The following is a 21086-nucleotide window of genomic DNA, read 5'->3' as shown; positions in this document are numbered from 1 at the left end:
GGTGGGCAGGGTCGCGATGAGGTCGGACATGCCGTCGGCCCCCGTGACCAGGCGGACGCAGCGGGTGTCGCGGCCGCGCTGGTGACGTTCGGTGAGGGTGGTGGGGTGCAGTTTCTCGGCCAGGACAGCCAGCCGGGAGCGCAGGCGGGCGGGGCTGCGGCCCTCGGCGGTGGCGACGGCGAGAAGGTCGAACTCGGCCTTCTTCTCGGGCGGGAGGGCTGAGCCGATGTCGGCGATGACGTGGGCGTGGGCGCGGGTGAGAGCCCCCGCCTCCCACGCGGCGAGGGTGGTGGGGTAGTCGTCGACGAGGGTCATCGCCTGACACATCTGCCGCTGCACCGACCGGTCGGAGAGGTTCTCAGCCGCCGCGAGCTCGGATGCGACCTCGCGCAGGGCCAGTTGCGCGGCGCGGGCGGACGCGCGCCGGTCGGCGAGGACGTCGAGGGCGAGGTGCCCGGCCTCAGCGAGAGCGCGGGTGCGGGCGACCTCCGCGGCGGCGAGCACAGCGCCGGTGGAGCGGACCTCGGCGAGCACCGCGGACAGGCCCCGCGGGCCGTTCCCTGCGGGTGTCGACGAGGTCTCGGATGACATGTTCGCATGCTAGCGACGACCTCCGACATTGAACCCAGGTATCGCGGCGCATCCGGCCTGCTTTGGGCCGATCGAGGAGCAGGAAGGCGCGTCGGGACCGTGCGCGCCGGGGAAATCCCAGGTCAGGCGGCAGCGGGTGATCTTGCGGGTGAAGTCCACCACGGCATCCGGATACGTCCGAAAACCGCCGTGCACCCCCGCTGCCGTGGGCGCGACCATCGCGCGAGGGCTCCTGCGCTCACGACCCGAGAGCGACCGCCGCGACGATGCCCGGCGGTGCCTTCACGTCCTCGCCCCGCCAGACGACGTCGGCGGCCCCCGCCTCCTGCACGCGCGCGCTCCACCCGTGTCCGGTGAGCGAGACCTCCACGCGCGCCGGATCCACCGCGAGCCCCCGCCCGTCGGCTTTGAGCACCGCCTCGACGCGCGCCCACGAGAGCGCGTCACCGCCACCCGGCAGCACGCGTGCGAGCCCCTGGGCGTCGGCGGCCACGGCATCCACTCCGATCGCCGCATGCTCCTGCGTCATCGCGACGACCGTCCACCCGGCCGCGTACGACACCGAGACCGCGGCATCCTCCCCCTCCACCCGCACGCGACCGTGTTCGCCGCCGCACGAGGAGCACCGCGAAACGAAGCGAGCGGACGGCAGGAGCCCCGCCAGCACCGCGCGCGAGACCGTTCGACGGTCGATCCCGGGGGGCACCGCGCGCCAGACGACGCGGATTCCGGGACGCAGCGTCACGCCTGCGGTTCGTGCGTCTCGATCGCGACGATCCCCGCGCCCGGGTGCTCGACGGGAACGTGTACGACCGAGAACGCCGCGGGCTCGAGTGCCGAAGAGCTGCCGAGGTACGAGCCCCGCATGGTGCCGGTGGCCAACGCCAGCTCGTGCATGATGTCGGGGAGCACGGGACCGTGGCTGACCACGACGACGGGCTTGCGGGCGCGGACGCGTTCTCCGACGACAGCACGCGCGTCGGCGGTGCCCTCTTCCCAGGCGTCCTGACCGATCGCGGCGCTCACGACGATGCGCTGGCCGAGCGCCTGCGCGATGGGGGTCGCGGTGCGCACGCATCGCTCGGCCGGACTCGACACGATCCGACGCACGCCGAAGGCGAGGAGGGGGCCGACGATCGCCTGCGACTGCCGGCGTCCGCGGGGGGTGAGGGGCCGGGCGGTGTCGGTGCCGTCCCACTCGTCGCGCGAGCGGGCCTTCGCATGGCGCAGCACCACGATCGGGAACGTCGGCAGTGCGCGTTCGTCGACGATCCGCGTGAACTCGTCGAGGATCTCGGTGTCGACCGGGTAGCTGAGGTGCTTGCGCGCCTTCTTCAGGCTCACCCACTCGATCGCCGCGACCTCTTTGTTGGGCACGAAGCTCGAGGTGCGCACGGCGGCATCGGTGGCTTCGGCGGCCCAGTAATGCACGATCTTGGTGCGCGAACTCGGCATCCGGTACCGAGATACCCCGACCGGCACGCCGAGGCTCACCCGGATGCCGGTCTCTTCGCGGATCTCGCGCACGGCCGTCTCGGCGAGCGTCTCACCGGGGTCGACCTTGCCCTTGGGCAGGGTGACGTCGCGGTACTTCGTGCGGTGGATGACGAGGATCCGCAGCTTGCCCTCGACGATGCGCCACACGACACCGCCGGCGGCGTAGACGGCGGTCTCCGTCACCGCGCCGTCCGCGAGCGTCGCTTGCGCTGCACCAGGCTCATCGTGTGCTCCTGCAGGTCGACGAGCGGGGCGCCCTCGGCGTCGACGCTGTGACGCGTCCACTCGCCCTCCGACCCGAGGTGCCACGAACTCGTGCCGTCGTCCATCGCCAGGTCGAACAGCGAGGTGAGCTCGCGCACCTGACCCGGGTCGACCACGCGCACGAGCGCCTCGACGCGGCGGTCGAGGTTGCGGTGCATCATGTCGGCGCTGCCGATGAACATCTGCGTGTCGCCGTCGTTCGCGAACGAGAAGATGCGCGAGTGCTCGAGATAGCGGCCGAGGATCGAACGCACCGTGATGTTCTCGCTCATGCCCTCGACGCCGGGCTTGATCGAGCAGATGCCGCGGACCCAGACCTCCACGGGTACGCCCGCCTGGCTGGCGCGGTACAACGCGTCGATGATCTGTTCGTCGACCATCGAGTTGACCTTGATGCGCACGCCCGCGGTCTTGCCGGCGAGGGCGTTCTGGCGCTCCTTCTCGATGTGTCGAAGGAGGCCCTTGCGCAGGTGCAGGGGGGCGACGAGCAGACGCTTGAACTTCTTCTCGATCGCGTAGCCGCTCAGCTCGTTGAACAGGCGCGTGAGGTCGCGGCCCACCTGGTCGTCGACCGTGAACAGACCGAAGTCCTCGTAGATGCGGCTCGTCTTGGGGTTGTAGTTGCCCGTGCCCACGTGGCTGTAGTGGCGCAGGCGCCCCTCTTCTTCGCGGATGACGAGGGCGAGCTTGCAGTGCGTCTTGAGCCCCACGAGGCCGTAGACGACGTGGACGCCGGCCTTCTCGAGCTTGCGCGCCCAGACGATGTTGTTGGCCTCGTCGAAACGGGCCTTCACCTCGACGAGCGCGAGCACCTGCTTGCCCGCCTCGGCGGCGTCGATGAGCGCCTGCACGATGGGGCTGTCGCCCGAGGTGCGGTACAGCGTCTGCTTGATGGCGAGCACGTGCGGGTCGCGGGCGGCCTGCTCGAGGAACGCCTGCACGCTCGTCGCGAACGACTCGTAGGGGTGGTGCACGAGCACGTCGCCCTTGCGGATCGCGCCGAACAGATCGGCGCGGCCGTTCTGCTCGGGCGGCTGGAAGGCCAGCGCCGTCTTGGGCACGTGGGGCGGGTAGCGCAGGTCGGGCCGGTCGATGCGCGACAGGTCGAACAGGCCGCGCAGATCGAGGGCACCGGGCAGGCGGTAGACCTCCTGCTCGGTGATGTCGAGCTCGCTCAGCAGCAGCGAGCGGGTGACCTCATCCATGTCCTCGGTGATCTCGAGGCGGATCGGGGGTCCGAATCGACGGCGCAGCAGCTCGGCCTCGAGCGCCTGGATGAGGTTCTCGGTCTCATCCTCTTCGATCGTCATGTCTTCGTTGCGCGTGAGGCGGAACGCGTGGTGGTCGAGCACCTCCATGCCCGGGAACAGGTCGCCGAGGTGGTTGGAGATGAGCTCCTCGAGAGGGAGGTAGCGCACGCCCGGCCCGTCGCCGCCGATCTCGACGAAGCGGGGGAGCATGGGGGGCACCTTGAGGCGCGCGAACTCCTGGCGGCCGGTGCGCGCGTTGCGGATGCGGATCGCGAGGTTCAGCGACAGACCCGAGATGTAGGGGAAGGGGTGCGCCGGGTCGACGGCCAGCGGCATGAGCACCGGGAAGACGTTGCGCTGGAAATATTCGGTGAGTCGCTCGGCGGTGGGCTCGTCGAGCGAGCCCCACGACACGACCTCGATGCCCGACTCGGCGAGGGCGGGGCGCACCTTCTCGGTCCATGCCGCCGCGTGGCGCAACTGCAGACGATGCGCTTCGGCCGAGATGTCGGCGAGAACGTCGAGGGGGGCACGACCGACGTTGGTGGGAACGGCCAGGCCCGTGACGATGCGGCGCTTGAGCCCGGCCACGCGCACCATGAAGAACTCGTCGAGGTTGCTGGCGAAGATCGCCAGGAAGTTCGCGCGCTCCAGCACCGGGACGGTGGGGTCTTCGGCGAGCTCGAGGACGCGCTGGTTGAACGCCAGCCAGCTCAACTCGCGGTCGAGGTAGCGGTGGTCGGGCAGCTGGTCGTCTTCGACTTCTACGGCTTCGTCGAAGTCGTCGTCGTCGGCGTCGCCGAGTCCGGCATCCAGCGCGTCGTGTTCGATCATCCCCACATCATTGCAGGGGTCGGTGACACGCGCGTGAACACGCGGTGCGCGTGGCCGCGATGCGGCCTCAGGCGGGGGCGGATGCCGCGGGCTGGGGGTCGTCTTCGTAGACGTTGAACCGATAGCCGACGTTGCGCACCGTGCCGATGAGCTGCTCGAGATCGCCGAGCTTGGCGCGCAGGCGCCGCACGTGCACGTCGACCGTGCGCGTGCCGCCGAAGTAGTCGTAGCCCCAGACCTCGCTGAGCAGCTGCTCGCGCGTGAACACCCGCGAGGGGTGGGTGGCGAAGAAGTGGAGGAGCTGGAACTCCTTGTAGGTGAGGTCGAGCGGCTTGCCGTGCACCTTCGCCGAGTAGGAGGACTCGTCGATCGTGATGCCCGACGTCGAGATGCGCGTGGAAACCTGTTCAGCACTCCGTCGGCCCATGGCCAGGCGGATGCGCGCGTCGATCTCGGCGGGGCCCGCTCCCACGAGCACGACGTCGTCGATGCCCCAGTCGGTCGAGACGGCGGTGAGACCGCCCTCGGTGATGATGAGCACGAGGGGAGCCTCGATGCCGGTGGTCGAGAGGATCTTGCACAGCGACTTGGCGCCGACGAGGTCGAAGCGGGCGTCGACGAAGATCACGTCGGCGCTCGGCGCGTTGACCAGCTGGGCGGCCTCGGCCGGGATCTGACGGACGCGGTGGCTCAGCAGTTCGAGCGCGGGCAACGCCGCGCCGCCGCCGGGGGCGGAGCTGAGAACGAGAAGCTGAGCCAAGGAGACCTCCCCGCGCGGTCTGCCGCGCACCCGATCATCTTAGGGTGACCCGGCGCGCCGCTCGTGTCACCGGCGTTCCGCGTGCGCGGGAGCGCACCCGTGGGTGATGATGGGGACATGTCGACCCCCGACCTCGCGCCGCGCCGGACCTTCGGCGGCATCGTCGCCGTGTGGGTGCTCGCGGCCGTCGCCGGAGTGCTCATCGGCCTGTTCGTCCCCGCGCACTGGCGCGCGCAGTGGATCAGCGTCGCTCTCGGCGGGTGCCTGATCGTCTCGTTCGCCGTGCAGCTCTGGTACGGCCGCTCGCAGGCCTTCATCCAGCGCATGGCGATCAGCAGTCTGGGCGCCGCGGTCGTGCTGGGTGTCATCACGGCCGGTTTCGCGCTGGCGGCGGTCGTCTCGGGCTAGAGTTGGGGCATGGACCTCCTCGCGCTCGAACTGTTCTTCCTGGGACTCCTCGGCCTCGCCTCTCTTTCGATCGCCTTCGTGTCCGGAACGGTCATCTGGAACCTCTTCCGCGGTCAGCGCTGACGGTCGTCTCGTGATCGAGATTCCGACCGATCTCCCCGCCGACCTCGTCCCGCTCTCGTGGCTCGTCGGCGTCTGGGAGGGCACCGGCGTCATCGACTACGAGGTCGACGGACGTTCCTATTCGGGTGAGTTCGCCCACCGGGTGAGTTTCAGCCACGACGGCGGCGCGTTCCTCAACTACTCCGCCGACGCCTGGCTGATCGACGCGGGCGACCGCCGTCCGCTCGTCTCGGAGATCGGCTACTGGCGCCTCGCCCGGCCCGCGGGCGACGCCGACGCCGGTCCCGCCCTGCTTCCCCCCACCGCTCCCGCCGTCGAGCGCACCGCCGACGACGTCGAGGCCCTGCGCAACGCCGACGGCGGCTTCGACATTGAGGTCAGCCTCGTGCACGCCGATGGGGTGCTCGAGCTCTACGTCGGTCAGGTGAAGGGTCCTCGCATCGACCTCGCCACCGACGCCGTCGTGCGCGCCTCGGGCGCGAAAATCTACACCGCGGCGACGCGACTGTACGGCCTCGTCGACAACCATCTCCTGTGGGCGTGGGACATCGCCGCCCTGGGCCGCGAGCTCGGCTCGCACGCCTCGGCGCGTCTCGCCCGGGCGGAGTGATCATGGCCTCCCTCTCCGAGATCCCCGGAGCCGTGCTCGACGACCGCGGCCTCCGCCACGTGGGCTCGCCCGTCGCGGAGCAGCGACGCCTGGCATCCGGAACCGCCGTCGCGCCCCTGGGCGACCGTCGCGTCGTCTCGGTGTCGGGTGAAGACCGCCGGAGCTGGCTCGACTCGTTGTCGTCGCAGGCTCTCACGCACCTCGCCCCGGGCGTGTCGACCGAGATGCTCATCCTCGATCCGCAGGGTCGCGTCGAGCACGCGGCATCCGTCGTCGACGACGGCGAGACCGCCTGGTTGATCGTCGACGCGGCGGATGTCGAGGGCCTCGCCGCCTGGCTCACGCGCATGCGCTTCCGCCTGCGGGTGGAGGTGCAGGACCTCGCGGCCGACCTTTTCGTGGTGGGCGGCACCCGCGCCGCGGTGAGCGGGCTGGCCGCCGTCGCGCCGGTCTGGATCGACCCGTGGCCCGACGTGTCGCCCGGTGGGTGGGCCTACGCCCGCGTCGATCAGCACCCGGGAGCCGACCGCGACTGGGCCGAGGCGATCCTGGATGCCGCGGAGTTCGACGCCCTCGTCGGGCGCGCGGCGCGCGGCGAGATCTCCGTCGCGGGACTCGACGCCGTCGAGGCGCTCCGGGTGGCCGCCTGGCGCCCGCGCGTGTCGGTCGATGCCGACGAGCGACTGCTCCCGCACGAGATGGACTGGCTGCGCACCGCGGTGCACATGTCGAAGGGCTGCTACCGCGGCCAGGAGACCGTCGCGAAGGTGCACAACCTCGGTCACCCGCCGCGTCGGGTGGTCGCTCTGCAGCTCGACGGCAGTGACAACGTGCTCCCCGCCCGCGGCGACGCGGTTCGCGCCGGTGACGACGTGATCGGTGCGATCACCTCGGTGGCCGTGCACCACGAAGAGGGACCGATCGCGCTCGCCCTGGTCAAGCGCAACGCGCCCGAGGGGGTCCCGCTGATCGTCGACACCGCCGACGGCCCCCTCGCCGCCGCCGCGGAGACCGTCGTCCCCGCCGACGCGGGGGCGACCGCCTCCGTTCCGCGTCTTCCGCGCCTGGGCCGCCGCCGCTCCGCGGAATGACCGACGACGACGCCTCGACGACCGTCGGGGTCGTCGTGCCCCGATCCCGGCTGCGCACCACGCTGCGCCGAAGGGCGCTCCGGGTGCGCGAGTCGCTCCCGGCCGCCGCGCAGATCGTCGTCGCCGCCACCGCCGCCTACGCGTTCGCCCACTTCGTCCTCGGCCACCCCGTGCCGTTGCTCGCGGCCACCGTGACCGTGTCGAGCCTCGGGCTCGTGCGCGACGCGCGGCCGTGGCGGGTCGCCGAGACCGTCGCGGGCATGCTCGTCGGCATCCTGATCGCCGAGCTCGTGCTGTTGCTCGCCGGCGCCGGGTGGTGGCAGATCGCGCTCGCGATGTCCCTGACGCTCGTGGTCGCGCGCTTCCTCTCGCCGCAACCGGGGTTCGCCCTGGCCGCGGTCACGCAGTCGCTCATCGCGCTCGTGCTCGTCACCGGTGCACCGTTCCTGCGTCTCGTCGACGGCGCGGTCGGCGGGCTCGCCGCCCTCGTGGTCACCGCCCTCATTCCCCGTACCCTGCGACGCACCGAGCTGCGCGATGCCGACGAACTTTTCGACGCGCTCGATGCGGCGATGGCGAGCATCGTGCGGGCGCTCCGACGGGGCGACCGCGTCCGCGCGGAGCGCGCCCTCGAGCGCGCCCGGTCACTGCAGACCTACGTCGACGCGTGGAGCGGATCGCTCGAGTCGGGGCGCGAGGTGGCGCGCATCTCGCCGTTCCTGCGGCGCCAGCGCAGCGAGTTGCAGCGGCACGAGCGCGTGCGCGCGGCCCTCGACCTCGCCACCCGCAACCTGCGCGTCGTCGCGCGGCGCGCGGCGTACCTGTGCGCCGACGGCGTGAGTCGCCCGGTTCCGGCCGACCTGCTCGCCGACCTCGCCCGCGGTGCGGCGCTCGTTCGCGAGAGCCTCGACGACATCTCGATCGAGCCGGTCGCGAGAGAGGCCGTCGCCGCGGTTGCGCGCCGCCTCGACCCGGCCGCGCTGCTGCCCGACGGAGGTGTGGGCGAGCTCAACCTCGTGTCCGCGCTGCGACCGCTCGCCGTCGACCTGATGGTGGCGGCGGGCATGCCGGCCGCCGAGGCGCAGGCGTTGCTCCCGCGCATCTGAGCTCAGCGCGGAGCGACCGCGTGCCAGGCGACGCCGACCTCGCCCAGCCGCCACCGCTCGCGGCGCAGCAGCGGCCACCCCGCCTCCTGCAGGGCGAGCATCGCGGTGCGCCAGCGGTGCACGGGACCGAACGGGGCGACCACGGCGGCGCGGACCCACTCGCGCTCCAGGGCCGTGACGAAGGAGTGCACGCGCTCGCCCTCGACGTTGCGGTGGATGAGGGCCTTCGGCAGTCTCTCGGCCGCGACGGCGGGGGAGTCGAGCTCGGCGAGCCGCAGCGACACGGTGAGCGACCGGGGCACGGCATCCGCCCCCACCTCCACCCAGGTGGCGATGCGCCCGATCTCGTCGCAGGTGCCCTCGACCAGGATGCCGTCGGGCTGCAGCCGCGCGCACATGCGGGCCCAGGCGTCGGCCACGTCGGCCTCGTCGTACTGGCGCAGCACGTTCATGGCCCGGAGCACCGCGGGGCGACGCCCACCCGGCAGCGGCACCTCGAACCCGCCGCGCGCGAACGACACGCCCTCGACGCCCGCGGACTGCTCCCGCGCGCGGGCGACGCGGTCGGGGTCGATCTCGAGGCCGAGCACCTCGGCGTCGGAGCGCTGGCTGCGCAGGCGCGCGAGGAGCTCGAGCGGAGTGACCGCGCTCGCGCCGAAACCCAGATCGACCACGAGCGGGTCGTCGGTGCGCCGCAGCACCGGATGCCGCGCGATCCAGCGGTCGATGCGGCGCAGACGGTTGACGCCGGTCGTGCCCCGGGTGGGACGTCCGACGGGCGAGGGGGTCACTCCGACATGATGCCAGCCCGGGCTCGGGTGCGAGGCGCGCGCCTCGATAGCATGGACCCATGCCTCACACGCTGATCCTGCTCCGCCACGGGCAGAGCGAATGGAACAAGACCAACCAGTTCACCGGCTGGGTCGACGTGCGACTCACCGATCAGGGCAAGGCGGAGGCGAAGCGCGGCGGCGAACTGCTCGCCGAGTCCGGCATCCTGCCCGACGTGCTGCACACCTCGGTGCTCAGCCGCGCGATCCAGACCGCCAACCTCGCCCTCGACGCGGCCGACCGCCTGTGGATCCCGGTCAAGCGCTCGTGGCGTCTGAACGAGCGCCACTACGGCGCCCTGCAGGGCAAGGACAAGGCCCAGACGCTCGAGGAGTTCGGCAACGAGCAGTTCATGCTCTGGCGCCGCTCGTTCGACGTTCCGCCGCCACCGCTGCCCGCCGACGACCAGTACAGCCAGGTCGGCGACCCCCGCTACGTCGGCATCGACGGCGAGGTGCCCGACACCGAGTCGCTGAAGATCGTCATCGACCGCATGCTGCCCTACTGGCACAGCGACATCGTCCCCGACCTGCGGGCCGGCAAGACCGTGCTCGTCACGGCCCACGGCAACTCGCTGCGCGGACTGGTCAAGCACCTCGAGGGCATCAGCGACGCCGACATCGCCGAGCTGAACATCCCCACCGGCATCCCGCTGGTGTACCGCCTCGACGACGAGATGAAGCCCCTCGGCCCGGGCGAGTACCTCGATCCCGAGGCCGCCGCCGCGGGAGCCGCCGCCGTGGCCGCGCAGGGCAACAAGCACTGAGACCGCAACGACGAAGGGGGCGGATGCCATGGCATCCGCCCCCTTCGTCGTTCGCGATCAGATGACCGGGCTGGGCTCCACGACGGTGTCGTCGTCGGCCCCGGCCCAATCGCCGGTCGCCAGGTAGATGACCTTCTTCGCGACCGAGACCGCGTGGTCGGCGAAGCGCTCGTGGTAGCGGCTGGCGAGCGTCGCGTCGACGGTCGCCGTGGCCTCGCCCTTCCAGGAGTCGCCCAGCACCTTCTCGAAGACGTTCACGTGCAGCTCGTCGATGGCGTCGTCGTCGTCGCGGATCGCCTCGGCGAGGCGCAGGTCCTGCGTGCGCAGCAGCTCGGCGAGCTTGCGCGCCACCTCGACGTCGAGTTCGCCCATGCGGGTGAAGGTGCTCTTGAGGCCCTTGGGGATCGCACGCTCGGGGAAGCGCGAGCGGGCGAGCTGAGCGATGTGCTCGGCCATGTCGCCCATGCGCTCGAGCGAGGCGCTGACGCGCAGCGCCGTGACGACGATGCGCAGGTCGCGGGCCACGGGCTGCTGGCGCGCGAGGATCTCGATGGCCAGCTCGTCGAGCTCGACGGCCTTCTCGTCGATGATCGCGTCGGCTTCGATGACCTCTTCGGCCAGGGAGACGTCACTGGTTCCGAACGCACGGGTGGCGCGGTCGATCGCGATGGTCACGAGGTCGGCGATCTCGACCAGGCGGCTCTGGACGTCCTCGAGGGACTGGTGGAATACTTCGCGCATCGCGGGTACCTTCCTCGTCGGCGGCACGGCACAGGGAGTCCCGCGGCCTTCGGGGATTCTTCCCAGCGAAGGTTAACGAGTGGTGCAGTGACAGTGAATAGTAGCCTCTGCCGTGCCGGTGGCGGGGGTGAACGGCCGGTGACGCCGAATCGCCCCCTCTACGCTGAACGTATGGAACACACGCAGCTCGTGCTGCTCGCGCTCCTCGCCGGCCTCCTCGTCGGAGCAGCGATCGTCGGCCTCGTGGTCGGCGCCCTCCGCGCTCGCGACCGTTCGATGGCGCAGACCGCGGTCGACGTCCCCGAGGGCGTCGAGGCGATGCTCGACGCGATGGACGACCCCGCTTTCGTCTGCGACACGTCGTCGACGGTGCTGGCGCTGTCGCCCGCGGCCGAGGTGTTCGGCGTGCACGCCGGCGAAGTCATCGCGGCCGAGGAACTCAAGCGCGTGGCGCGCGTCGCCCGCGACACCGGATCCGCCATCGCCGAGAACCTGCGTCTGCGTCGCGGCGCCGCGCCGGCCGAGGCCCGACTCGTGGCCGTGCGCGCGACGCCGATCTCGGCCCGGCTGACGCTCCTCGTGCTGCGCGACATCACCGAGCGCGAGCGCGTCGAGGAGATGCGCCGCGACTTCGTCGCCAACACCAGTCACGAGCTGAAGACCCCCGTCGGCGCCGTGGGCCTGCTCGCCGAGGCGATCGAGTCGGCCGCCGACGACCCCGCCCAGGTGCGGCACTTCGCCTCGCGCATGCAAGCCGAGGTCACCCGGCTGGCGGCGCTCGTCAACCGCATCATGAGCCTCTCGCGCCTGCAGGCCTCCGACGAGTTGCGCGACGTGAGGGACGTCTCGATCGACGAGGTCGTCACCGCCGCCCTCGAGGCCTACACCGTGCAGGCCGATGCCGCCCAGGTCACCGTCGTGCGCGGCGGCACCAAGGGGCTGTGGGTGCGCGGCGAGCCGCAGATCCTCACCGAGGCGCTCGGTAATCTCGTCGCCAACGCCATCGCCTACTCGCCGCAAGGCTCGAAGGTGGGCGTGGGCGTCAAGCTCGACGACACCGTGGTCGAGATCGCCGTCACCGACCGCGGCATCGGCATTCCCGAGACCGACCAGCACCGCGTGTTCGAGCGCTTCTACCGGGCCGACCAGGCGCGCTCGCGTCGCACCGGCGGCACCGGCCTCGGCCTCTCGATCGTCAAGCACGCCGTGCAGCGCCACGGCGGCGAGGTGCGGCTGTGGTCGCGCCCCGAGCGGGGGTCGACCTTCACCATCCGCCTGCCGATGACCGAGGCGCCCGACCTCGACACCGTTCGTCCGAAGCCCCGTCGCAAGTCCCGCAAGACCTCGACGACACCCGTACCCGCGAAGGGAGACACCGCATGACCCGCGTTCTGATCGTCGAGGACGAGCCCGATCTGGCCGACCCGCTCGCCTACCTGCTGCGCCGCGAAGGATACGAGGTGGAGATCGCCGAAGACGGCGCGCTCGCCCTCACCGCCTTCCGCGAGCGCGGAGCCGACATCATCCTGCTCGACCTGATGCTGCCCGGAATGCCCGGGACCGAGGTCTGCCGTCAACTGCGGCTGACCTCGCAGGTGCCGGTCATCATGCTGACCGCGAAGGATTCCGAGGTGGACATCGTCGTCGGTCTCGAGCTCGGCGCCGACGACTACGTCACCAAGCCCTACTCGACGCGCGAGCTGCTCGCCCGCATGCGCGCGGTGCTGCGGCGACGCACACCCGATGACGCCGACCTCGACGACCGCGTCCTCTCGGGCGGTCGCGTGGTGCTCGACATCGACCGGCACACGGTGGCCGTCGACGGAGCCGAGATCAGCATCCCCCTCAAGGAGTTCGAGCTCCTCGAGGTGCTGATGCGCAACGCCGGTCGCGTGCTCACGCGCGGCCAGCTCATCGACCGGGTGTGGGGGACCGATTACTTCGGCGACACCAAGACCCTCGACGTGCACATCAAGCGCATCCGCTCGCGCATCGAGCGCAACCCGAGCGAGCCGGTCATGCTCGTGACGGTGCGCGGCCTGGGCTACCGCTTCGAGGCCTGAGCCCGGGCCCCGCCCGCCGGGAACGACGAAGGCGCCGACGGATCACCGTCGGCGCCTTCGTCGTGTGATCAGGAGGCGGGCGTCGCGCTGGGCGTCGGCGTCACCGTCGGCAGGCCGCCGACCGGGGTCAGCGAGCTCGAGGGCTGCGGGGTCGGCGCGAGCGTCGACAGATACTCGAGGGCGCCGTCGAGCACGGGCACCTGGATGAGTGCGCCCTGGCCGTCGCCGGACTGGAAGTACACGGGCACCGTGGTGCCGGGGGCGGCGTCGATGCCGTCGAGGCGGAGGGGCTCGACGTCGTCGGACAGGTCGCCGAGGCTCAGCGTGCGGTTGGCCGGCACGTTCACCGACGAGCGCACGGCCGAGGAGCCCTCGCCGACCTCGACGCGCAGCGTGAGCGGGTCGGAGGTCGAGTTGACGACGGCGGCGACGAGGTTGCCGGTCGTGCCCTCTTCGTCGACGACGATGAGGGCGTTGCGCACGTCGAGGGGGCCGGAGTCTGCGGGGACGTTCACGCCGTCGGACGCCGAGTACGGGATGGTGGTCGCCTGGGGGGCGATGAGGTTGCACCCGGTCGTGCCCACCAGGACAGCGGCACCCAGGGCGACGGACGCGATCAGGCGCGTTTTCACGGATCCTCCAAGATCGACGGACGGCATCCTGTTCATCCTACGGGGTCCGCGCCGCGCGGCCGTTCCCGCACACATGTCCACGGTCGCCCCGCGTGCGGGTGGGGGAGGGGCCCAGGGTGGGCGGAACCTTAGCGCATGCGGGCCTGTGGTATCCTGGATGTTGCCGAAAGGACATAACTCCATGCTTTTTGAGGTTGGCGAGACCGTCGTTTACCCGCACCATGGCGCGGCCACGATCATCGAGGTCAAAGAACGCGTTATCAAGGGCGAGACGAAGAAATACCTGAAGCTCAACGTCACCCAGGGAGACCTCGTCATCGAGGTCCCTGCTGACAACGTCGACCTCGTCGGCGTTCGCGACGTGATCGGCAAAGAGGGTCTCGACCGCGTGTTCGAGGTGCTGCGTGCGCCCTTCACCGAGGAGCCGACCAACTGGTCGCGTCGCTACAAGGCGAACCTCGAGAAGCTCGCGTCGGGCGATGTGATCAAGGTCAGCGAGGTCGTGCGCGACCTGTGGCGCCGCGATCAGGACCGCGGCCTGTCGGCCGGCGAGAAGCGCATGCTGGCCAAGGCGCGTCAGATCCTCGTCTCCGAGCTGGCCCTCGCGGAGAAGACCGACGAAGACCGTGCGAGCGTCGTGCTCGACGAGGTCCTCGCGTCCTGACGCTCCGGCGCCGCGACCCCCGCGCTGACGCCCCGTCCCCGTCGTCGAGAACCGATGACGCGGGCCGGGGCTTTCGGCGTTCCACGGTGTGCGTCGGCTCGCGCTAGCGTGATCGGGTGACTCTCACCCCCGTCCCCCACCTCGCGGTCATCGTCGTCGCGGCGGGCTCCGGCACCCGCCTGCGCGGGGGAGCGCCCAAGGCGTTCGTGGGCCTCGACGCCCGGTCGATCCTGCACCACGCACTGCGGGGGGTGTTCTCCGCCCCGGCCGCGCAGGTCGTGGTGGTCGTCCCCGAGGGCTACGAGGGCGACGCGACGACCGATGCGCTCGACGCCGCGGGCGACCGGGGCGATCTCGTGACGGTCGTCACGGGCGGAGCGACCCGCCAGCAGTCCGTCGCCGCAGGGCTCGCGGCCCTGTGGGGCGATGTCGACGCCGTCCTCGTGCACGACGCCGCCCGGGCGCTGACCCCGGCCGCGGTGTTCGAGCGCGTCGTGGCCGCGCTCGACGACGGCGCCGTCGCCGTGATCCCCGTTCTCCCCGTCGTCGACACGATCAAGCGCGTCGACGGGGCCGGCCGGGTCGTTGCCGCGGTGGACCGGTCGGAGCTCGCGGCGGCCCAGACGCCGCAGGGCTTCCGTCGCTCCGTGCTCGAGGCGGCCGCGGCATCCGCCGACGCCGACCACACCGACGACGCCGCCCTCGTCGCCGCCGCCGGGCACCCCGTCGTCACGGTCGAGGGCGATGCCCGCGCGTTCAAGGTCACGACCGCTCCCGACCTCGACCGCGCCCGCTCGCTCGTCACGGCCGCCCCCGAGGTCGAGGCCGCGCCGACACCGGCGACCGGCATCCCGCGCGTCGGCCTGGGCACCGACGTCCACGGCTTCGGCGGCGAGGGCACCCTCTGGCTCGCGGGTCTCGAATGGCCGGGCGAGCAGGCCCTCTCGGGTCACTCCGACGGCGACGCCGTCGCGCACGCGATCGTCGACGCCCTCCTTGCTGCGGCGGGGCTCGGTGACATCGGCACGCACTTCGGCACCGACCGGCCGGAGTTCGCCGGCGCTCACGCCACCGCCTTCCTCACGCACACGGTCGGCCTGCTGGCGGCGGCCGGGTGGCGGGTGGGCAACGTCTCGGTGCAGGTGCAGGCCAATCGACCGCGCTTCGCCGCGCGTCGCGTCGAGGCCGAACGGGCCCTGTCCCACGCCCTCGGCGGCGCCCCGGTCTCGGTGAGCGCGACCACCACGGACGGACTGGGCTTCACGGGACGGACCGAGGGGGTCGCGGCCTTCGCGACCGCGCTCGTCGTGCCGGCCTAGAGCTCGCGCGTCATGAAGGTCGACAGCGGATCGGGCGAGTAGGGCGGGAACGCCGGGCACTCCACGAAGCCTTCGCTGGCGTACAGGTTCCGGGCGGCGACGAAGTCGGTCGTACTGCCGGTCTCGAGCCAGAGGCTCCGGATGCCGCGTTCTCGCGCATCGGCCATGATGCGGCGCAGGATCGCTCGGCCCACACCGCGACCCAGGTGCGCCTCGACGACCCGCATCGACTTCAGCTCGGCCCGCTGGTCTTCGAGGTCTTTGCAGGCGCCGATGGCGGCGATCTCGCCGTCGATCCAGGCCGACCACAGGGTCACGCCTTCGGAGGTGAGGCGGTCGACGTCGAGGGCGTGGACGCTCTCGGCCGGGGTGTTCTCGTGCATTCCGGCGAGATGGGCGGCGACGAGGGCGCGCGTCGGTTCTCCGGACAGGTCGTCGGGGCGAATGGTGAGGTCCACGTCGGCACCCTAACCGCTGCATGTTTGACGCACGGGTCGCGGCGAGGGGCGGCCGGTAGGCTGGCCCGGTGACCGTTCGGCTGTATGACACGAAAGCGCAGGAGCTGCGCGACTTCGTTCCCCTCGACCCGTCGAACGTCACGGTCTACGTCTGCGGCCCCACCGTGCAGTCGGGTCCCCACATCGGTCACGTGCGGGCCGCCCTCGCCTTCGATCTGCTGCGCCGCTGGCTCGCCCACCGCTACGGCCGAGTCACGTTCGTGCGCAACGTCACCGACATCGACGACAAGGTGCTCGCCAACGCGAGCGACGACGAGCCCTGGTGGGCGTTGGCCTATCGCATGGAGCTCGAGTTCTCGCGCGCGTATGCCGCCGTCGGCATCCTGCCCCCGACCTACGAGCCGCGCGCGACCGCATCGGTCACGCAGATGCAGGAGCTGATCGCCGAGCTCATCGAGCGCGGTCACGCCTACGCCGCCGCCGGCGACGTGTACTTCGACGTGCGCTCGTGGCCGGCCTACGGCGAGCTGACCCGCCAGAGCCTCGACGCGATGGAGTCGGCGACCGACGCCGATCCCCGGGGCAAGCGCGATCCGCGCGACTTCGCGCTGTGGAAGGGCTCCAAGGCCGACGAGCCCGCCTCGGCCACCTGGGCATCGCCGTGGGGCGCCGGACGACCCGGCTGGCACATCGAGTGCTCGGCGATGTCGCGCCGCTACCTGGGTCCGGAGTTCGACATCCACGGCGGCGGTCTCGACCTGCGCTTCCCGCACCACGAGAACGAGATCGCCCAGTCGACCGCGGCCGGCGACGCCTTCGCCCGCTATTGGGTGCACAACGGCCTCGTCACCGTCGACGGACAGAAGATGTCGAAGTCGCTCGGCAACTTCACGCTCGCCGCCGACGTGCTCGACGCCCACGACCCGCTCGTGGTGCGCTACGCCCTCGCCGCGGCGCACTACCGCTCCAACCTCGACCTGAGCGAGGCGTCGTGGGCCGAGGCCGAGTCGGCCCTCGGACGCATCCGCACCTTCCTCGAGCGCGCCGAGCGCGTCGCCCGGCCGGGCTGGTCGGAGGCCGAGGAAGGCCTTCCGACGGAGTTCGTCGAGGCGATGGACGACGACCTCTCGGTGCCGCGGGCGTTGGCCGCGATCCACAGCAGCATCCGGTCGGGAAATGCGCTGCTCGACGCGGGCAAGTACGATGAAGCGAAGCAGGACGTCTCGGACGTCCAGCAGATGACGCTCCTCCTGGGGATCAATCCGCACTCTCCCCAGTGGAGCAGCGTCGGCGGAGGAGCCGAGACCGCCGCTCTGGACACCCTGGTCCAGACGATGATCACGCAGCGCGCACACGCGCGTGCGGACAAGGATTGGGCGGCCGCGGATCGCATCAGAGACGCGATCGCCGCCGCAGGAATCACGCTGGAAGACACTCCAGCCGGAACACATTGGAGTATCGATGGCTAAGCCTGGACGCCCGGGAGCACGCAACCCCGGCAAGAAGAAGGGGCCGCTCAAGGGCACCGGCGGGCACTCCCGCAAGGCGCTCGAGGGTCGCGGTCCCACCCCCAAGGCCGAGGACCGCGCCTGGCACCCCGCCGGCAAGCGCAAGGCCGCCGAAGAGCGGTACGCCGCCGCCGGCGGCAAGGGCCGCCCGGGTGTGCGTGCGGTCGGCAACCTCAACCGCAAGAGCCCCAAGGCCGCCGACGACACCGAGACGGTCACCGGCCGCAACTCCGTGCTCGAGGCGCTGCGCGCGAAGATCCCCGCCACGGCGATGTACATCGCCCAGCGCGTCGAGATGGACGACCGCGTCAAAGAGATGCTGTCGATCGCGACCAACCGCGGCATCCCGGTGCTCGAGGTCACGCGCCCCGAACTCGATCGCATGGCCGGCTTCGACGGCGTGCACCAGGGCGTCGCGCTCAAGGTGCCGCCCTACTCCTACGCCCACCCGCAGGACCTGCTCGAGCAGATCATCGACCGCGGCGAGGTGCCGCTGCTGGTGGCCCTCGACGGCGTCACCGACCCCCGCAACCTCGGCGCGATCATCCGCTCGACGGGCGCCTTCGGCGGTCAGGGCCTGATCATCCCCCAGCGCCGCTCGGCGAGCGTCAACTCCGCCGCCTGGAAGACCAGCGCCGGAGCGGCCGCCCGCATCCCCGTCGCCCTCGCGGCGAACCTGACGGCGACGCTCAAGGAGTTCAAGAAGCAGGGCGTGTTCGTGCTCGGCCTCGACGGCGACGGCGACGTGTCGCTGCCCGCCCTCGAGCTCGCCGACCGTCCCGTGCTGATCGTCGTCGGCTCCGAGGGCAAGGGCCTGTCGCGCCTGGTCACCGAGACCTGTGACCAGGTCGTGTCGATCCCCATCTCGACGGCGACCGAGTCGCTCAACGCCGGCATCGCGGCATCCGTCGCCCTGTACCAGGTGTCGACGATGCGCGCGACGCGCTGACGGCTCAGGCCGGACGCATCCGGTCGAGCGCGGCGAGGGAGGGCTCGAACTCGCCGCGCTCGATCGCGTGCCCGACCGCGACGATCGCGTCGTTGACGGGAGTCGGGATGCCGAGTCGCCGGCCCGCCGCGACCACGGCGCCGTTGATGTCGTCGACTTCGCTGCGACGCCCCTTTCCCCAGTCCTGCAGCACCGTCGTGGTGGCCCCGGGCACGGTGAAGCGCGAGTAGAGGACGTCGAGCATCGTCTCGACGACGTCGTCGGATTCGGCGATGGACGCCGCGGTGAGCCCGAAGATCGGGAGCACACGGTGCTCACCTGCGACCCGGAGCGCCTCGCGCCCCGCTTCGAGCATGAGCTCGCGCATGCCGGCGACCCGGATCGCGTCGACCATGGGCAGGCCCAGCGCTGCCGTCGGGACGAGGACCGAGGCGTTGCTGACGAGCTTCATCCATTTCGCCGAGCCGATGTCGTCGACCCGGGCGACTTCGCCCGCGTGCGAGAGCACGTCGGCGACATCGGGCCCCCGTGGGGCCGTGATGTCCACGGCGAACCACGAGCGTTCCGGGTCGACGTGGCGATGCACGATCCCCGGCTCGGTCATGGTCGAGGAGATCTCGATGACCGTCCCGACGCAGCGATCGGGGCCGACCACGTCGGCCACCGTCTGCGTCGTCATGCCGTTCTGCACCGCCGCGACGGCCCCGTCGTCCGCGAGGTACGGCTCGATGAGGGCCGAGGCCCATCGCGCGTCGTAGGCCTTCGTCACCAGCAGCACGAGGTCGAACCGCTCCCGCAGGGTCGCCACCTCGCACAGGTGCAGCACCCGCGGGTGCACGTGGCGCGTGCCCGCGGGAGTGTGCACGCGCAGCCCCTCCGCCCGCATGGCTTCGACGTGCGCGGGCCACTGCTCGATGAAGACCGGGTCGAGACCCGCGTCGATGAGGTCGGCGCCGATCGACGCCCCATTGGCGCCAGTGCCCAGCACGGCGATGGACGATATGGACATCGTGCTCCTTCGTTGGAGTGACAGCGAACGCATGACGTATGTGCCGCGACTTCATCCAACAATGCTGAACGAAAAGCGGGCTCTTGCCGGATGTTACGAGAGAGTGTAAACCAGGAACGAACATTCTCGATGGGGAGAAGCCATGACCGAAACCGCACCCGCGGCCGAACAGTTCTCGGCCGACCGCCCGTTCGTCTTCCGAGGCGCCACCGTCATCACGATGGATGAGCAGGGCGTTCTCGACGACGCCGACGTCCTCGTGATCGGTCGCGACATCGCCGCCGTGGGGCACCGACTCGAGGTGCCCGAGGGCACCCTCGAGATCGACGCCTCCGGGGGCATCGTGACGCCGGGCTTCGTCGACACGCACCGGCACATGTGGCAGTCCGCGTTGCGCGGCTTCGGCGGCGACTGGGCGCTGAGCCAGTACTTCGTCTTCTACTACCTCAACTGGGGTGAGGTGTTCCGCCCCGAAGACGTCTACGCCGGCAACCTCCTCAGCGCCCTCGAGTCCGTCGACACGGGCGTGACGACGACCCTGGACTGGTCGCACGGTCTGCGCACCCCCGAGTACGGCGAAGCCGCCCTCCAGGCCCTGCGCGAGATCCCGGGGCGCTTCGTACTCGGATACGGCAACTACCTCGGCGCCCCGTGGGAGTGGGCGAACGCCCCCGAGTTCCGCGACTTCGTCTCGCGGAACTTCTCGAGCCCGAACGACATGATGGGCTTGCAGCTCGCCTTCGACGTGCCCGGTGCCTCCGACTTCCCCGAGCGCGGCGCCTTCGAGGCCGCCCGCGACCTGGGTCTTCGCGTGACCACCCACGCCGGTGTGTGGGGAGCGACCACCGATACCGCCATCACGCAGATGTACGACGCCGGATTCATGACCCCCGAGGTCTGCTACGTGCACTCGGCGTCGCTGAACGAGCAGAGCTACCAGAAGATCGCGGCCACCGGCGGCACGGTGTCGGTGGCCACGGAGTCGGAGCAGAGCGCCGGGCAGGGGTACCCCTCGACCTGGGCGATCCGCAAGCACGGGATCCCGGCCTCGCTGTCGATGGACACGAGCGTGTGGTGGAGCGCCGATTTCTTCTCCGCGATGCGCGCCACCCTCAGCGCCGACCGGTCGCGCGACCACCTCGAGGCCCACGCGCGCGGTGAGACGATCGTCGCCAACCGCCTCCGGGCGGAGGACGTGCTGCGGATGGCGACCATGGGCGGCGCCCTCTCCCTCGGGATGGAGGACCGCATCGGCTCCCTCACCCCGGGCAAGCGCGCCGACATCGTGCTCATCAAGAACGACGAGTCTCCCGCGATGACGCCGATCCTGCACCCGTACGCCCACGTGGTGTACCAGGCCGGCACGGCCGACGTGCACACCGTCGTCGTCGACGGACGCGTGGTGAAGTACCAGGGCGTGCGCATCGGGCTTCCGCTCGCGCCCGTGCGCGACAAGGTCGCCGCCTCGGTCGAATACGTCCGCTCGAAGCTCGGCGAGAAGGCGTGGGCCGAGGGCATGCACCCCGAGATCCCCGTCGACGAGGCGATCGAGAACCCCTACCGCTACACCGACGGCGACGCGCACGTCGTCGCCCGTGCCCAGGACTGAGAG

The 21086-nt window shown here is 71.1% G+C and carries 22 protein-coding genes; 12 read left to right on the top strand and 10 right to left on the bottom strand.

Translation table 11 applies throughout. The features are described 5' to 3' along the window. From M3667_RS11890 to M3667_RS11870, 5 genes are all read right to left on the bottom strand, one after another. On the bottom strand, positions 1 to 591 hold a 591-nt coding region (locus M3667_RS11890), incomplete at its 3' end, for a DUF222 domain-containing protein (protein WP_251508233.1). A gap of 238 nt (positions 592 to 829) precedes the next feature. Next, a complete protein-coding gene (locus tag M3667_RS11885) occupies positions 830 to 1336 on the bottom strand; it encodes a hypothetical protein (RefSeq protein ID WP_251508231.1) in 507 nt (168 codons plus the stop codon). Next, a complete protein-coding gene (locus M3667_RS11880) occupies positions 1333 to 2271 on the bottom strand; it encodes an NUDIX hydrolase (protein ID WP_251508229.1) in 939 nt (312 codons plus the stop codon). The genes M3667_RS11885 and M3667_RS11880 overlap by 4 nt, the downstream gene beginning before the upstream one ends. Beyond that, positions 2268 to 4436 (bottom strand): RNA degradosome polyphosphate kinase, encoded by a 2169-nt coding sequence (locus M3667_RS11875; protein WP_251508227.1) that lies wholly within the window; start codon positions 4434 to 4436, stop codon positions 2268 to 2270. Before M3667_RS11875 ends, M3667_RS11880 begins: the two co-directional genes overlap by 4 nt. Before the next feature lie 67 nt (positions 4437 to 4503). Beyond that, the gene (locus tag M3667_RS11870; RefSeq protein WP_144833818.1) at positions 4504 to 5196 is read right to left on the bottom strand and encodes a winged helix-turn-helix domain-containing protein; all 693 of its coding nucleotides are present in this window, start codon (positions 5194 to 5196) and stop codon (positions 4504 to 4506) included. Between the two features lie 117 nt (positions 5197 to 5313). Between M3667_RS11870 and M3667_RS11865 the strand changes: the two genes are divergently transcribed. The 4 genes from M3667_RS11865 to M3667_RS11850 all read left to right on the top strand — a co-directional run bounded on the left by M3667_RS11865 (position 5314) and on the right by M3667_RS11850 (position 8534). Beyond that, positions 5314 to 5604, top strand: a complete 291-nt coding sequence (locus tag M3667_RS11865; RefSeq protein WP_251508225.1) for a hypothetical protein — start codon at positions 5314 to 5316, stop codon at positions 5602 to 5604. A 133-nt stretch (positions 5605 to 5737) separates the two neighbouring features. Beyond that, on the top strand, positions 5738 to 6337 hold the full coding sequence (locus M3667_RS11860) for an FABP family protein (protein ID WP_251508223.1): 600 nt from the start codon (positions 5738 to 5740) through the stop codon (positions 6335 to 6337). Between the two features lie 2 nt (positions 6338 to 6339). Next, positions 6340 to 7428, top strand: coding sequence for a folate-binding protein YgfZ (locus tag M3667_RS11855; protein ID WP_251508221.1), 1089 nt, complete (start codon positions 6340 to 6342; stop codon positions 7426 to 7428). Beyond that, entirely contained in the window at positions 7425 to 8534 is a 1110-nt protein-coding gene (locus M3667_RS11850) for an FUSC family protein (protein WP_251508220.1), read from the top strand. Before M3667_RS11855 ends, M3667_RS11850 begins: the two co-directional genes overlap by 4 nt. A gap of 2 nt (positions 8535 to 8536) precedes the next feature. Here M3667_RS11850 and M3667_RS11845 read toward each other — a convergent pair whose 3' ends face one another. After that, positions 8537 to 9325 (bottom strand): class I SAM-dependent methyltransferase, encoded by a 789-nt coding sequence (locus M3667_RS11845; protein ID WP_251508218.1) that lies wholly within the window; start codon positions 9323 to 9325, stop codon positions 8537 to 8539. Between the two features lie 59 nt (positions 9326 to 9384). On the opposite strand from M3667_RS11845, the gene M3667_RS11840 reads away from it, so the two are divergent. Continuing rightward, positions 9385 to 10131, top strand: coding sequence for a phosphoglyceromutase (locus tag M3667_RS11840; protein WP_251508216.1), 747 nt, complete (start codon positions 9385 to 9387; stop codon positions 10129 to 10131). A 57-nt stretch (positions 10132 to 10188) separates the two neighbouring features. On the opposite strand, the gene phoU is transcribed toward M3667_RS11840, so the two are convergent. Beyond that, on the bottom strand, positions 10189 to 10872 hold the full coding sequence (gene phoU / locus M3667_RS11835; RefSeq protein ID WP_251508214.1) for a phosphate signaling complex protein PhoU: 684 nt from the start codon (positions 10870 to 10872) through the stop codon (positions 10189 to 10191). A gap of 171 nt (positions 10873 to 11043) precedes the next feature. Between phoU and M3667_RS11830 the strand changes: the two genes are divergently transcribed. Together M3667_RS11830 and M3667_RS11825 are read left to right on the top strand one after the other, a co-directional pair. Next, positions 11044 to 12255, top strand: a complete 1212-nt coding sequence (locus M3667_RS11830; RefSeq protein ID WP_251508212.1) for a cell wall metabolism sensor histidine kinase WalK — start codon at positions 11044 to 11046, stop codon at positions 12253 to 12255. Then, positions 12252 to 12935 (top strand): response regulator transcription factor, encoded by a 684-nt coding sequence (locus tag M3667_RS11825; protein WP_251508210.1) that lies wholly within the window; start codon positions 12252 to 12254, stop codon positions 12933 to 12935. The genes M3667_RS11830 and M3667_RS11825 overlap by 4 nt, the downstream gene beginning before the upstream one ends. A 68-nt stretch (positions 12936 to 13003) precedes the next feature. Here M3667_RS11825 and M3667_RS11820 read toward each other — a convergent pair whose 3' ends face one another. Further along, positions 13004 to 13594, bottom strand: coding sequence for a DNA modification methylase (locus M3667_RS11820; protein WP_251508208.1), 591 nt, complete (start codon positions 13592 to 13594; stop codon positions 13004 to 13006). A 154-nt stretch (positions 13595 to 13748) separates the two neighbouring features. Between M3667_RS11820 and M3667_RS11815 the strand changes: the two genes are divergently transcribed. Further along, positions 13749 to 14231: a CarD family transcriptional regulator gene (locus M3667_RS11815; protein ID WP_056229249.1), complete on the top strand. Its 483-nt coding sequence runs from the start codon at positions 13749 to 13751 to the stop codon at positions 14229 to 14231. Positions 14232 to 14347: 116 nt separating this feature from the next. Beyond that, on the top strand, positions 14348 to 15550 hold the full coding sequence (gene ispD, locus M3667_RS11810) for a 2-C-methyl-D-erythritol 4-phosphate cytidylyltransferase (protein WP_251508205.1): 1203 nt from the start codon (positions 14348 to 14350) through the stop codon (positions 15548 to 15550). Here ispD and M3667_RS11805 read toward each other — a convergent pair. Next, complete coding sequence (locus M3667_RS11805) at positions 15547 to 16008, bottom strand: GNAT family N-acetyltransferase (RefSeq protein ID WP_251508203.1); 462 nt, start codon at positions 16006 to 16008, stop codon at positions 15547 to 15549. The genes ispD and M3667_RS11805 overlap by 4 nt on opposite strands. Positions 16009 to 16076: 68 nt before the next feature. Between M3667_RS11805 and cysS the strand changes: the two genes are divergently transcribed. After that, positions 16077 to 17477: a cysteine--tRNA ligase gene (cysS, locus tag M3667_RS11800; RefSeq protein ID WP_251508201.1), complete on the top strand. Its 1401-nt coding sequence runs from the start codon at positions 16077 to 16079 to the stop codon at positions 17475 to 17477. Beyond that, the gene (rlmB, locus tag M3667_RS11795; protein WP_251508199.1) at positions 17470 to 18465 is read left to right on the top strand and encodes a 23S rRNA (guanosine(2251)-2'-O)-methyltransferase RlmB; all 996 of its coding nucleotides are present in this window, start codon (positions 17470 to 17472) and stop codon (positions 18463 to 18465) included. Before cysS ends, rlmB begins: the two co-directional genes overlap by 8 nt. 4 nt (positions 18466 to 18469) lie before the next feature. On the opposite strand, the gene M3667_RS11790 is transcribed toward rlmB, so the two are convergent. Further along, the gene (locus tag M3667_RS11790) at positions 18470 to 19474 is read right to left on the bottom strand and encodes a ketopantoate reductase family protein (protein WP_251508197.1); all 1005 of its coding nucleotides are present in this window, start codon (positions 19472 to 19474) and stop codon (positions 18470 to 18472) included. Between the two features lie 142 nt (positions 19475 to 19616). Between M3667_RS11790 and M3667_RS11785 the strand changes: the two genes are divergently transcribed. Beyond that, positions 19617 to 21083, top strand: a complete 1467-nt coding sequence (locus M3667_RS11785; protein ID WP_144833848.1) for an amidohydrolase family protein — start codon at positions 19617 to 19619, stop codon at positions 21081 to 21083. The last annotated feature ends 3 nt before the right edge of the window (positions 21084 to 21086 follow it).

This window comes from Microbacterium sp. P26 (genome assembly GCF_023712585.1).
Taxonomy (GTDB): domain Bacteria; phylum Actinomycetota; class Actinomycetes; order Actinomycetales; family Microbacteriaceae; genus Microbacterium; species Microbacterium algihabitans_A.
The sequence above is the reverse complement of the archived record's forward strand: the minus strand, read 5'-3'. Positions and strand labels throughout refer to the sequence as shown.